11 protein-coding genes are annotated in these 12,766 nt (G+C 41.1%); 4 read left to right on the top strand and 7 right to left on the bottom strand.

Annotated elements, in window-relative coordinates; all coding sequences use genetic code 11:
- Positions 1 to 37: 37 nt before the first annotated feature.
- The 3 genes from RM556_RS13300 to RM556_RS13290 all read right to left on the bottom strand — a co-directional run bounded on the left by RM556_RS13300 (position 38) and on the right by RM556_RS13290 (position 5,836).
- Positions 38 to 550 carry a hypothetical protein gene (locus RM556_RS13300; protein ID WP_311374824.1) on the bottom strand — a complete coding sequence of 171 codons (513 nt, stop codon included), beginning with the start codon at positions 548 to 550 and terminating at the stop codon, positions 38 to 40.
- A 352-nt stretch (positions 551 to 902) separates the two neighbouring features.
- Complete coding sequence (locus RM556_RS13295; RefSeq protein ID WP_311362166.1) at positions 903 to 1,409, bottom strand: DUF3087 domain-containing protein; 507 nt, start codon at positions 1,407 to 1,409, stop codon at positions 903 to 905.
- 95 nt (positions 1,410 to 1,504) lie between these two features.
- The gene (locus RM556_RS13290; RefSeq protein ID WP_311374823.1) at positions 1,505 to 5,836 is read right to left on the bottom strand and encodes a hypothetical protein; all 4,332 of its coding nucleotides are present in this window, start codon (positions 5,834 to 5,836) and stop codon (positions 1,505 to 1,507) included.
- 304 nt (positions 5,837 to 6,140) lie between these two features.
- Here RM556_RS13290 and RM556_RS13285 point away from each other — a divergent pair, with 304 nt between their 5' ends.
- Positions 6,141 to 6,947 carry a UDP-2,3-diacylglucosamine diphosphatase gene (locus tag RM556_RS13285; RefSeq protein WP_311374822.1) on the top strand — a complete coding sequence of 269 codons (807 nt, stop codon included), beginning with the start codon at positions 6,141 to 6,143 and terminating at the stop codon, positions 6,945 to 6,947.
- 25 nt (positions 6,948 to 6,972) lie between these two features.
- Here RM556_RS13285 and RM556_RS13280 read toward each other — a convergent pair whose 3' ends face one another.
- Positions 6,973 to 8,106, bottom strand: a complete 1,134-nt coding sequence (locus RM556_RS13280; protein WP_311362163.1) for an AraC family transcriptional regulator — start codon at positions 8,104 to 8,106, stop codon at positions 6,973 to 6,975.
- Positions 8,107 to 8,251: 145 nt separating this feature from the next.
- Between RM556_RS13280 and RM556_RS13275 the strand changes: the two genes are divergently transcribed.
- Positions 8,252 to 8,932, top strand: coding sequence for a hypothetical protein (locus RM556_RS13275; protein WP_311374821.1), 681 nt, complete (start codon positions 8,252 to 8,254; stop codon positions 8,930 to 8,932).
- Between the two features lie 67 nt (positions 8,933 to 8,999).
- On the opposite strand, the gene RM556_RS13270 is transcribed toward RM556_RS13275, so the two are convergent.
- Together RM556_RS13270 and RM556_RS13265 are read right to left on the bottom strand one after the other, a co-directional pair.
- Positions 9,000 to 9,632 (bottom strand): DUF4437 domain-containing protein, encoded by a 633-nt coding sequence (locus tag RM556_RS13270; protein WP_311374820.1) that lies wholly within the window; start codon positions 9,630 to 9,632, stop codon positions 9,000 to 9,002.
- A 48-nt stretch (positions 9,633 to 9,680) separates the two neighbouring features.
- Positions 9,681 to 10,046, bottom strand: coding sequence for a zinc-binding dehydrogenase (locus RM556_RS13265; RefSeq protein ID WP_409220091.1), 366 nt, complete (start codon positions 10,044 to 10,046; stop codon positions 9,681 to 9,683).
- Here RM556_RS13265 and RM556_RS13260 point away from each other — a divergent pair.
- A complete protein-coding gene (locus RM556_RS13260; protein ID WP_311374819.1) occupies positions 9,955 to 10,614 on the top strand; it encodes a substrate binding domain-containing protein in 660 nt (219 codons plus the stop codon). The genes RM556_RS13265 and RM556_RS13260 overlap by 92 nt on opposite strands.
- A 288-nt stretch (positions 10,615 to 10,902) precedes the next feature.
- Here the strand turns inward: RM556_RS13260 and RM556_RS13255 are convergent, their stop codons facing one another.
- Positions 10,903 to 11,847 carry a hypothetical protein gene (locus RM556_RS13255; RefSeq protein WP_311374818.1) on the bottom strand — a complete coding sequence of 315 codons (945 nt, stop codon included), beginning with the start codon at positions 11,845 to 11,847 and terminating at the stop codon, positions 10,903 to 10,905.
- Positions 11,848 to 12,186: 339 nt separating this feature from the next.
- Here RM556_RS13255 and RM556_RS13250 point away from each other — a divergent pair, with 339 nt between their 5' ends.
- Positions 12,187 to 12,732: a type II secretion system protein gene (locus RM556_RS13250; RefSeq protein ID WP_311362158.1), complete on the top strand. Its 546-nt coding sequence runs from the start codon at positions 12,187 to 12,189 to the stop codon at positions 12,730 to 12,732.
- Positions 12,733 to 12,766: the final 34 nt, after the last annotated feature.

The following is a 12,766-nucleotide window of genomic DNA, read 5'->3' as shown; positions in this document are numbered from 1 at the left end:
GGCCCCTTGTAGTTATATTCAAAAAACTGAGCTGACATTAAATCTTCCCGAACTCTAACTCTCCGGCCGCAGCAATGGGTTGTAGCTTCATCAGGATCCGCTCTTTCTCAGCGTCACTAATATTCGTGAAAATGATTGTTTTTTCGTTCTCCAGTGCATCTTCAAGTTGCTGCACAAGTTCGCTATTTTCGCTAACTCCAATCATGCCTGCTGACCATGAGCCTAATGCAGCATCACCCGCAGTCATTGCTAATATGGCCGCACCACCTACGGTAACGCCAGCAACGGGAAAGCTTGTTAACAATAATCCTGCTAACAATCCTGAGCCTGAACCAAGGAGAGCTCCACGCTTGAGCGCTTCCGGTAATTTAGATTTGTCACTCAGGTCGGCTTGTGGCAATTCCGCCACCTTAAATTGAGGATCTCGACTCACTGTTCCAATATCGTTTTCACTTACTGATTCGGCTTTTATCGCATCGACAATATCAACTGCAGACTGGACATTTGACGCAATAAAGTAAGAATTAAAATCATGTTTTGAAGTCGACATAAAAGTCTCCCGTAGTTCAAGTTAACGAGAATGCGATCGCAGTTAACCACAGATAGGTTTCGAAATATCTCACTGCGGTACAAGTGTTGAATACAATAGAAGCACTTGTTGTGCGTCGCACACATGACTATGCTGGGAGCAAAAAGCGAGCCATGAAGAGCCCACGCGTATTCTATGGGCTGTACGCTGATTTAGTGACCAAATTAATAGTGATCTTCAGTAAATCTTTCATAATGGTAGGAACTTTTTACTGACTTAGTAGCAACCGAAGTGGAATGGGGGTGCTCAGCACCCACTGTCTTTAGATGCGACAGACTAAGCATGATAAACTGGTATCATGCTTTTCTAATGACTAAAATTGGTCGAGCATAGATGCTTCAAAGTCTTCTGCTTGTAGATTTACATTGTACTTTGAAGCTAAACCATCAAGGGCAGCTTGATCTAGGGCGAGTTGCTCCATAATGATGGTATTGTCGTCTAGCTCCCACAGTAACCTTGAGCCTGCATAGCTATAATGAATGCAAATCATGGCGTTTACATTCCCCTCTTCGGAGGCAGGTTTGAGTTTCATCATTTTACGATTAATGCGGTTTAGCACTTTTTTCAGTTGCCAAACGTAAGTCACCTCGGTCATAAAATGATTGTTTTTAATTTTGTTTAACACGAGGCCAATCACGACAGCACTGATGATTACTCCCGTTAAATTCCAATGGAAATGGCTTCCGCTTGGATCGGGAAATAAAGCAATTAAACTTTGCGCTATACCCAAACTACCCGCGGTTAAACTAGCAATACAGGTAATGATGACGTAGTTGAGATGCTTGCGATAGCGGGCTTTATCGATCTGGATTAATTTCATTTTAAACGAATACTTCTTTGGGCTAGTAATTGGACAGATGGCTACAAGAGCATAATTTGCGAAGATAACACGATTACTAGCACCTCGCGAGTTTCCTAATCCTGCACTTGCCCTCGCAATAGATTCGCACTATTGGTCACACTGGCAATGGTGCCCAGGATACCTGCCATCGAAGCCGCGATGATATAAATCGATTCACCAGAGGTGAGCGCTATACCGCCAATAATTAAAACGATCAATAAACCCAATGGTAGTTTGTAGTTCTTCCAAACGCCTGCCTCTCCTTCAGCAATCAATTGGTTCAGCGTTTCAGCGGTTTCAGCATGCAGAACAAAGTGGGCAAAGCTCCGATTGATTATGTCCAAATTACCTTTGCGAACCGTAATCAATCCGTTTAATGCCAAGTGTTCGATCATTTGAGTGTTAGCTGGGTTGATCCGTTGCTGTTTCGCAAGGTTAATCAAAGCTAATTTTTCGGCACTTGAACAAGACTCCCATTTAAATCGATATAGCGCCTCTGCGTTCAATAAGATGTAATTAATCGTTGCCCATCGACTTTCGAGAAGAAGATCTTCATCACGTTTGAATACACCATCCCAGTCATCCTCTTGGGGTTTTTCAGCGACATCTTTTGCAATAAACGCCAACTCAGGAAAATGGTCAACTTCTTCTTTTAGCAACGCAAAGTCGATTCCTTGCATAAAGCTATCAGGCACACTCACCATGAAGTCCATTAAACATTCGGCCCAAGAGAGATACTCCGCATGGTCAAGTAGCGTGTTCTTCTCTGTCATTAATGGGTCTTTCATTTTTACCCGTTGTAAACTGTGGAAGCCTGTGAAAATCGTAAACTTTGCCAATTGTTGCGATAGGGTCAAAGACTTGAGTTCCATAATGAGATCTAACAAAGGCTGTCTAAACTCACTTTTTTCTAAGCAAGTTTCGATATCCCACAATTCTATTTCCATGTCTTTGGCAGTCTCTCCCCTCATTATATTGAGTTTCAGGTTGGGCAAGAATAAGCCATCTGCACTGAATTTTTGTAAACAGGGACTGAGCTCAAAAAGTTCATCAAAACCATCAAGTAGATTATTCGCATGATGAGTTTTGCCTATGCTCATCGTTCTCAAAAGTAGGGCCAAGCCGATACCATTGAGCTTAATGGTGTCACATTCAATAACCAGATTAGTGGCGCGCTCCTCAAAGTCTAGCTGATGCACTGAACGTGTCATATTCTGAATATGTTGCAGGAAGCGTTCGGGGCAATACATCTTATTCCATACGATCTTAGTGTTAAAACGAAACCACATGATCGCAATGATCCCAAGAAGGAATGAAAACAGAAGTGTTTGGTTGAATAAACTCGAAGACACACTAATGTCGGACTGTGTATCTTTGTCTATCTGATAAAATGGCACATAGTCAACGGCCAGCTCTTTATCCAGTATGTAAATGTTTATCCACTGCCACAAATAAGTACCACCGAACACCGAACTTAGGCTTGGATAGTCATCTGGATGCACTTGTGACGAGTGATTATCACAGTAACTGCCTGCGACCGTTTGCGCATTGTCCGGTGCCTTTATTGAAGAATTTGAACTTGGCATATCCCTTTTTAAGCGTTTCCGCCACGAGTCATCTATTGGCAGTAAGTCCAAAGGTGATATTCGACTAGACGTAATACTATTAGGGTAACGACTCAAACCGATTGAGGTTAGTTCTTCGCGCTCATAGTTCAGCCAATTACAAGCCAGTTGTTGATAATGAAAGTCTAAACTTTTATGTGGTGCATCAGCCGTTTGCTGCAAATAAATAAAGTGAACACCGACAGCAATTAATACCGCAGCAATCAATCGCTTCGAGCCTTCCTTAGCCGTTTTATTCGACGCTTGAGACAACTTATCTTTCATCCCTTTCAAAGGATAGCAAAAGTGATTATAACAACCGACATAAACAGCGTATGTGGCTATAGCTAGGCCGACAAAAGGCACTATCAGCGAGAGCGGTACAGTCGTTCCCTCAAAAATGAGAGTTTCAAGGTTATAGCCTACAATATAAAAACAATAACCCGCGCCGAATAGCAGCGAACTAACCAACATGATCAAACGCACATTCAGCTTAGTTGGCAAATGCAATTTACGCTTCAGAGTGCTAGTCCACACATAGCGGCGCACAGTAAAAATAACTAAGACCATAAAGCCAATAATCGCGACAAACGTGGTAGCGATATACAAGAACTGATTGGTCATAAACGTTTGAAGGCTATCATTTGGATAGAAGACGACAACCGCCCACCTATCTACGATTGTTTTTGATACTGCAAAACGACCATCCTGCCCATGATAAACACCCTCTATAAGGCCTTTTGATAGCTCTTTGTAATGGTCTAAACCGGCCTTTAACCATTTACTCAAAGATGATTTTGTATCACCCGAAAAGTAAAGGTTTTCAACCAAACTGCGGCTACTATCATTGTGGAATAACACTTCCCCCGAACTGCGATCGACAACCATATAGACAAAATCATATGGCGGCGCTTTTCCTAAAGATAAAGAGGGCAATAAGACATCTGCGCCCATAATGTAATCTAAGGCCTTCGTGCTTCGCTTATCCAGAGATGGTTCAACAATTGGCATTGAAATGGTTGTGCCACGCGTACCATTATTAACATTCAACAAGCGCTGCATGTAGATATTCTTGTAGCTGACATCTGCTAGCGGTGGATTATCTTGGTCAGCCAAATATTCTTTGGGAATAGTAATATCCCATCCCTTGTGATCACGAACTCGTTTGTAGTAGTTTCGGTGCGACAAGTTAAACGTTTCTGGCAATGAGTTACCTTCTTGATAATTCACTGATGGCAGCACAGAATTACCTTCTCGATTCAATGCGAAAACCGAGAGGATTTTATTTGGGCTTGTGCGATCGAAGCTTGGTTTTATTGATGTTTCTAACGACTCATTACTGACTAATTTTAGGGATTGATTGTTAGCATAAAAATCAAGCGTTGCTTGGCCATCTTTAGAAGACTTGCTGGCATTAATGATGGTTAAAATAGCCTTACTATCAAGCTCAATGTTAACAAAGCCTTCATCCTTCGGGCCTAAATTGCAATCGTAAGTAATGTTGTATTGTTGCATGGCTGTGCCCGCCGTTCCTGGCATACGGTCACGTATTATTTTCGTACCCCTTGAATCATCCTTGCAAGGTGAGTCATGCAAACTCAGCAAGGCATCCTTCACGCTCCTGTTAAATGAAGTAATCTGGCTATCGGTAAACTCTCCGCTCTCTTGCTGCGCTTTTGGGATCACATAAATGGCACTGATCAATTTGTAGTAAAAGGTTCTAAAACTTGCTAAGTCAGAAAATACGCTATGCACGTCTCTTGCGAGATTGGTTTCGATATTCTTAGCATAATGAAGGGCCAAGTTGTCCTTCTTGGTTTCCAAAACGGTTTTCTGAAAATAGGCCAAGACTAAGGCAATAAGTACAATGAAAAACAAATAACTGGAAGCGGCTACCAGAACCCTAAAGGTTTTAGTGATTGACTGGTTTTTGGGAAGTAAATAAAGCCGAAGCATGCACCACATAAACAACAAGCTACTGAGTGATACTATCAACAACGACATATTCCAATCACCACTACCACGACTAGAAAGCTTACTTTGAGGCAGCAAACCCACTAAATATAAACGATCGAGGGCAGCACTATTTTCGCCTGATTCGCCCTGATGTAATGGCGTTTTTAAAGTAAATGGAAAAATATAAACGCGAAATTCACCGTAAGATATTTTCATATCAACATGGTTACTGTAGGTCGGTAAAGGCGCAGGTCCACTCTTCGAAGCGCTGGCTTTTGTGTCACTAAAGTTAAATTGAAATTGTTTGTTCTTAGCTTGAATTTGTTTGTTGATACTGTCGAGTTCAACGATAGAAATGGTCCGTTCTGCGCCGACCATGGCGAGTACATCATTTTCGTTTGCAAACAAAAACTGACTAAAGCCCTTTTTAGGTTGAGGTAAAATATCACCGATAGCCAGCTTGGCTTCAAAGGATTCGTTTTCTGGTGAAGTGACAAACAAAGATGTACCGACCACCTTATATTGGAAGGTCTTTAGACTCTCGGCGTCGACCGAGCCTTTCTCGTTTTTGTTTTTCCAAGTGCGGGAATAGCTGGGTAAAAGTGAGCGGATAGATGACACACTCTCTTTGTACTTATGCATGCTATCTAGCTTGAGTAAATTTTCATTGAAGGTGTTAGATGCTTCGTACAGAACCCGGTAGTAGTCGTGGTTGACCGAGCGGTCTTTCTGACTAAGAAGGCCAAAATAAGCTAGGGCGCCTAAAACTGTAGCCACTAATAAACCATAGACCCATAACTTTCGATTGGGTGCTGCATAGGTTGATTTCGTGGCTTCCGAATGCACTTTGTTTTTCCTACCATTAGCGTGAAGGTAATAAAAACGGCAATACTGAAAAATTTGCTAATTTTTAATTGTATATAATTTAACCGCATTTTCTCAAAATGCAAGTTTTACTGCTTTTGGCTGATTGTTGTATTTAAAAGCATCAAGGTGAATGTCCTGTCACAACAGTGGCCAAAATAAAACGTTAGTTTTTGCCACGTCATAGAAAACCTTGGTGTCACGGTATCTTCACTAAGGTGTAAACTAACTGTCAATTACGAAGATTAGAGTAGTGGTCCAAGTAAAGAGATTACTTGGAACTACTATGGTTAAGGTACCACACTTCAGAAGCGTATTTATTTCAGACACTCATCTTGGCAATAAAGATTGTAAAGCCGATTTTTTACTTCATTTTCTCAATAATATGCATTGCGATCGTCTTTATTTAGTGGGTGATATAGTCGATATGTGGTCCATGAGTAAGCAATTTAGATGGCCAGATTCGCACAACGAGGTCATGCACAAAATCATCGCCTTGAGTCATGGCACGACTAAAGTGATTTTCTTACCGGGTAATCATGATGCGCCTTTGCAAAAATATTCAGGCATGCAGTTTGGCGATATCGAAATAAAACGACAATACGTACACCATACTGCAGCAAATAAGCGCTACTTAGTGCTACATGGTGACCAGTGCGACGGTGACGTAACTTTAGGTAAATTTCATGCATGGATAGGCGATAAAGCTTACGACGCGCTACTCTTTACTAATCGCTGGTTTAATCATATTCGCAGTTGGCGAAATGGGCAGTATTGGAGTCTTGCTGGCTACATTAAACAGCGAGTAAAAGGTGCGAATAAGGCTATCGAACGATACAAGAATGCCACCACACAACGCGCTAAAGATTTATCACTAGATGGTGTCATTTGTGGTCATATTCATCACCCAGAATCAGATACCGTAAATGGCATTCATTACGTCAATGATGGTGATTGGATAGAAAATTGCTCGGCCTTGGTGGAAGATAGCGAAGGCAATCTCAACCTTATCGATTGGGTAGCCTATACTAATCAGGCTACTGTTTCAGAGTTGGACATCGAACGCATTGGTGCCACTACAAAAGCCGCTTAGCACTTGATGTTGCTCAACGTGTCTATCAACGAATTGGGTGTGATTTCCTATATTGCGTAGGGGTCATATCCATATCTTGCCGAAAAGCTTTATAAAACGAAGACTTTGAGTTAAAACCAATAGCATATGCTATTTCCAATATTGAATTACTTGTACCCAGTAGTAATTCCTTTGCTTCATTTATTCTAGCAGTATTAATGTAGTCGAAAAACGTTGTATTCAGTTGTTGAGATAAGGTTTGTGAAATGTATTGGGAAGGTTCCCCAATATGCTTTGAGAGCTTAGGTAAATTCAATGCTGAATCAAAATGCACTTTGTCCCTATCCACTGCTACTGACAACTTTGATGATATCCGATTCAAGTCATTCTGGCCTAACGATGAGCGCTCATAAGGCTTCTTATTTGTTTGGTCATTCAGAGCATTTGGTTCATCTTGTATCTCTACAAAGCCCGGCCTTTGTCTTATACCATTATGTGCAACTAGCCAAACGACAATTGCTAGTAATATCAATGTGCCGGTTTCTGATACCCCATAATCGAGCAATTGATCTTCAAGCGCTAAAACAATCAAGCCATAAACCCAAGTGAAAACAATGAGAATTGAAGTGATAACGATCCAGTTTAAGTTTCGCCCGGATTTATCTGCATAGACTAATTTTATTCGTTTTTGATATTTTGCTGTGCGGCGTAAAATACTAATAGCGTAGGCACAACTGAGAACACACCAACTAAGAACACCGATAAAAAATAACATTGACAATAAGCTTAACCACCACTTGCTTACTGGCTCAGAAGAGAAAAACATTTGTTTAAAATCCTCTTCAGGAAGGACCAACAAAGCTATACTAAGCAGCATTGCGATAGGAACTGTAACAAAGTGTTTTAACAATTTGTTATCCCAGCACCACGGCTTCACTGAAATAAGCGCATCGTGGTACAACCAAAATGCGGGAATAAGAAGAAAGAAAATGCTCGGAATCAAGCTAACATAAACTTGGGTAAGCGCTGGCAGTAGATTAAAAACAACAGACCCCGCAGACAAAAAGACCAAACAAATAAGCACAAGCGACAAGGCTCTCGTTGGATGATCTTTCGGAAGCAAAAATAAAGAGAAGCATGCTACCGACATGGCTATGGTCGAAATAAAAATATCAAACATGATGAGCAGAGAAATAACCTGTGTTGAGTAAAAACTTCGAAAAAAAAGTCCTTCCCAACTAACTCGGACGACTTAAGCACACTACAATACTATGATAGCGGCTTGAATATAATTTAACTTTTTAACATTAGCAATAAGGTCAGCCATGAATTCAGAAGCAAATACTACCGCAAATAAAAACAGTCAATTGATGCGCTACGGAGCTCTATCGCTGCTTACGATGCCGCTATGTTATGTGTGGATGTTTATCGTTTTTGGTGTCATGCTCAGTATCCCACCAACAGATTTACTTCAGGAAAAAATTGCTTATTTAGTCGCAAACCAGGAGCTCATTAGTAGTGCCTATATAGCCGGCTATCTGGTTTTCGGGATTTTGTTGCTTATTGTTGTTCAAGCTAGCCACGTTATGCTGACAAAAAACAAATCAAATATACTCAATACTGCGAGTGCATTTGGATTTATTTGGGTGGTACTCATGATGTGCTCAGGGATGATTGCACTTGTTGGGATGAATACTATGGCCAGTCTTCACGCTCATGATCAACAGCAAGCTGAGGTCTTGTACTTTGTCCACGCAACAGTTGCAAATGCTTTAGGAGGCGGAATCGAATTAGTAGGCGGATTATGGGTATTTCTACTAAGTATTGTTGGGCTGCGAACTCAGCAAATCACTAAAGCCTTATGTGTATTTGGAGTTGTCGTTGGTATGCTAGGTATACTCACTGTTTATCAAGGGCTACCAGAACTTAAGGATGCATTTGGATTAAGCCAAATAGTCTGGTTTATATGGATGGGCGTTGTCATGCTTCGCAAAAAGCAGAATTAAGCAAGCCAGAAACATATATATTAGCGATTACAGATGGCGTCCAAAGCGCAAGACGCCACCTTTAGTTTTAGAATTCGGCTTTTAGTTTTGCGTCAGTTCTAATGTAAATAATGGTGTCACTTTCAGTTGATAGTTCGTGCTCAAATTTTCCTGTAGAGCTAAAGAAGCTTCCTGCATTTAGTTTAACAGCTTGCTTTGTTTCGTCTGATTTGTAGCTGACTAGCCCTTGAATAACCACAGCTTTGAATTCTGGACTGCCGTCACTTTGACCGAACAAATATCCTTTTGCACCTTTATTCAACTTTACTAACATGCCTCGGGTCAAGTTAGTCTTATTTTGCCAAAGGTTAGCAAGTTTAATCGCTTCACCGTTAATTAGGGTAGATTCATCTTCCGATAACCAGACAATGTTGTCGCTATGAATATTGACTGGCCTTTCACCACTATCAAATTTTTCTGTAGAGGGCTTTACTAAGTAAGGACCGCTATCAATTTCAAGATAAATCATATTAGATTGTGCATTTGCAGCTGTAATATGATCTTCTCCTGCCGGTTGAGTCCAGAATGAACCAGCGGGCAGCCACATTGATTCGGCTGTTGGATCGTCGTTGTGTAGCAAGCCTTCAATGACAATGCCGCGATAAGTAATATTGTGAATATGAGGGGGAGAAGAAAACCCCGGATTAAATCTTACTAACATGCCCACTTTGACACCCCAGCTATTTACTTTAGCTCTTGATTTGAACAACTATACAGTCACTACCACTTTACCCATTGCTTGGCCACTCTCTAAGCGCTCATGTGCTTTACCAATCTCTGCAAGCTGGTATTCTGTTTCATCCAAAACTGGTTTTAAGGCGCCTGCTTCAACAATCTCACTCAAGGCTTTTAAGAGCCGAGCATGCTCTTCACGTCTGTGATTGTGAAGCATTGGGATCAACATAAACACAACATGTAGCGACAGGCCTTTGAAGTGAGCTGCTGTTAAATCTATTTCTACCATCGATACTGTTGTCGCAACATTGCCATTCAAAAAGGTAAGCGGCACATTGCGCTTCGCGTCATCAAGTACGTTTGCGCAGTTGTTTATTGCACCAATTTTACCAAAGTTCACCGACCAGTATCCCCAAATCAACCTTGAGTTAAAGCTATCCGATACCCAAATGAACCTTATCGATGGTGGTTATGACCTTGCTTTACGTAACTATGCAGTTGAAGATAGTAGTCTTATAGGTCGAAAACTAGCTGACGACACACGTATTTTATGTGCGTCGCCAGACTATCTAAAAAAGTACGGTATACCTAAAGAACCAAGCGATTTAGAGCAACACCAGTTAATTTTTTTCGACAGCAACAAAACAAGAAAGCTCGTTTCTACCGTAGCTGGAGAAAGTTATGCCTTTCCGCTTCACCCAGTAAAATCGAGAGTAATATGTGACGATGGCTCAAGTATTCGCATTGCAGCTAAAGCTGGTCTTGGCATTTGCATGAGCTCTATTTGGAACGTACACACTGAATTAAAAGAAGGAAGTTTGGTCCGAGTCCTGCCCGACTACAAATATGATGATAACGTAGCTGTTTGGTTAGTATATCCAAAATCGAATGTGCTAACTGCGAAAGTACGAGTATTTATCGATTTCTTAATTGAAAATATTCAAGTTCCAAGTGCTTGGCATACATAGAAAAGCCACACTTCCACAGACCGAGAGATAAAGATGTTAAATGATGAATCTACTTTTGAGCGAAGAAAGTGGCTGGTTTGGTGGGCAGGCTACGTTAAGGAGAATGATTACATCGATGTTTATTTGCAAGTCGAAGGTTTTCCAAACATTGGTTTGCCAGGAGAAACATCGGTCACTGTATTTCTGGCCTCATCCACAAGGAGCCATAGCCAATACCTCCTACGTCATTCCTGCGCAGGTAGGAATCTCCAGCCACACAAAAGCCAGTCAAAGCATTTATATCGAAGTCTAAATAGCCACATCACTCTCCGCGATGCATTCATTTCTCCTTAGTGGCGCTCTCATCAGCAGAAGTACTTCGTTTCTCAAATCTTCATCCATTAATGCCATCAAATGTGTATGGTTTAGTTTGTTGGTTTGTTTCAAGCAAACTGATGTTTCTGCCAATGGTTTCCAATACTGAAATGGACTGACTCTGTCGCCGCGGCTCGCAAATAAATGAACTCTGCGAGTATCCTGCACTTGGTATTGTTGCAAGCGCGAACGCAAGTCCAGGGTATTAGCATCAACTTTACTATTTAAAATAACCTCGTTGGCAATCGAAATATAATCGTCATCGTTTAAGAATTTAGATAGCTTTGGATATTGCATTCCTCCGACAGTCTTGAGCGCAAGAGGAAAGTCCTGCATAGGCGCTATCATCACATTGCGTTCAACTTCCGTTAATGAAGCTAGGTGGATTGCAGCTACCGCTCCCATTGAAAAACTCAATACGGATACCTTCTTATAAGCCGATTTCTTGATGTATTCAGCAATCAAAGAGGCAGAATCTAAGCCAAAGTTGAAGTTTGCATTTTGATTAGCTGCTGGAGCTACGAGCACATCATTACCAGACAAGTGGCTTAACCATGGTGCTAAAGTGCCGGAGTAAACGCGACTATCGATCCCAAAGCCAGGAAAAATAACAATCAATTTTCCGGGTTCAGACGAATACCTGTTGGTCTCGTTCAAATCGACATTGAAAACCTTTTTCTCTGTTCCTTGAATCAGGCTAAGTTTGATAGATCGCTCTGTGTCGACCTCTTGAGCTTCGCGCAAAAATAAATCGAGGCACTTTTTATTCGAATCGCAATAACGAAAAAACTCACCAAAAAATCTAGTTTCTTCTTCCGATAGCTTACTAAAAACAGGTGTGAGTGGCTTAGTGATTTGTGAAGCAATAATGCTATTCAACGCTGCTATTTTTACCTTTGTGACAATAACGGACCCCTTTTTTAAATAGCACCTTCTATGCATACGCGTAAACAGCTCTTATAAAGTCGCGAGCAAATGATGGCACTCTAAACCTTGATTCTTTATTTCAACACCATTACCAATGCAGTTTGTTTGAGCTTCACTTGTTTAATCATCGATGGCGTAATCTTACTCTTCTGTGGTAAGTTTGATGAAGTCATAGAGTCTCGCATTCAGTATGGCTTAGTTGGCAAATATATTAATCAGTTATCAGGGCGTGTTTTTTAAAAGCGCCGCGATAATTATTGGCTTAAAAGATATTAATAGTGTAGTGGATGAATGAAGAGAAGTACCGCAGCAAACAATGTATCACAAACCGGTTTTACACTCGTTGAGCTCATTGTTGTCATTGTTCTTATTGGGATTTTAAGTGTCATCGTCATACCTAGGTTTGTTGATTTCACAGAAGACGCAAGAGAAGCTCAATTGACGAAACTGGCATCCGATTTAAAAAGCACTTCTGACTTAGTTTATGCTTCTGCAATTATAAAAAATATAGCTCAACCGGGCATTGACTCCACTATTGATATCGGTGGGCAAACAATAAGAACAAATTCTGGCTATCCTATGGGGAATTTAAATCTTGCTGTCAAATTTCTAGTCAACCTGGATGCCATCACTTTTACTAACCCTGGTGTTGTTTGCGCTGTGGATTGGTGTGGTCGAGGCAATCAAACCAGCGTGGCCGGACCTGTTACGACTTCAGGACTCCTGACCAAGATATGGCCAAAGGGCTACGAGTGGGGCGATCGATGCGGTGTAATTTACGATAATCCTGAAGATGGCACTCAGCCCAGAATCATTGTACAAACCGATGACTGTTAAGTCTCTGTTTTGAAAACATCATTTTATCCTTGAC

It is taken from the genome of Alteromonas sp. W364 (assembly GCF_031846205.1).
GTDB classification, from domain to species: domain Bacteria; phylum Pseudomonadota; class Gammaproteobacteria; order Enterobacterales; family Alteromonadaceae; genus Glaciecola; species Glaciecola blandensis.
Note: the sequence above shows the minus strand (reverse complement) of the source record. Positions and strands in the feature narration are given on the sequence as shown.

Coding starts and splice junctions, on each gene's coding strand:
- RM556_RS13285 (WP_311374822.1), top strand. CDS start 6,141: ATGGTTAAGGTACCACACTTCAGAAGCGTATTTATTTCAGACACTCAT.
- RM556_RS13275 (WP_311374821.1), top strand. CDS start 8,252: ATGAATTCAGAAGCAAATACTACCGCAAATAAAAACAGTCAATTGATG.
- RM556_RS13295 (WP_311362166.1), bottom strand. CDS start 1,409: ATGAAATTAATCCAGATCGATAAAGCCCGCTATCGCAAGCATCTCAAC.
- RM556_RS13250 (WP_311362158.1), top strand. CDS start 12,187: ATGAAGAGAAGTACCGCAGCAAACAATGTATCACAAACCGGTTTTACA.
- RM556_RS13300 (WP_311374824.1), bottom strand. CDS start 550: ATGTCGACTTCAAAACATGATTTTAATTCTTACTTTATTGCGTCAAAT.
- RM556_RS13270 (WP_311374820.1), bottom strand. CDS start 9,632: ATGTTAGTAAGATTTAATCCGGGGTTTTCTTCTCCCCCTCATATTCAC.
- RM556_RS13280 (WP_311362163.1), bottom strand. CDS start 8,106: ATGTTTGATATTTTTATTTCGACCATAGCCATGTCGGTAGCATGCTTC.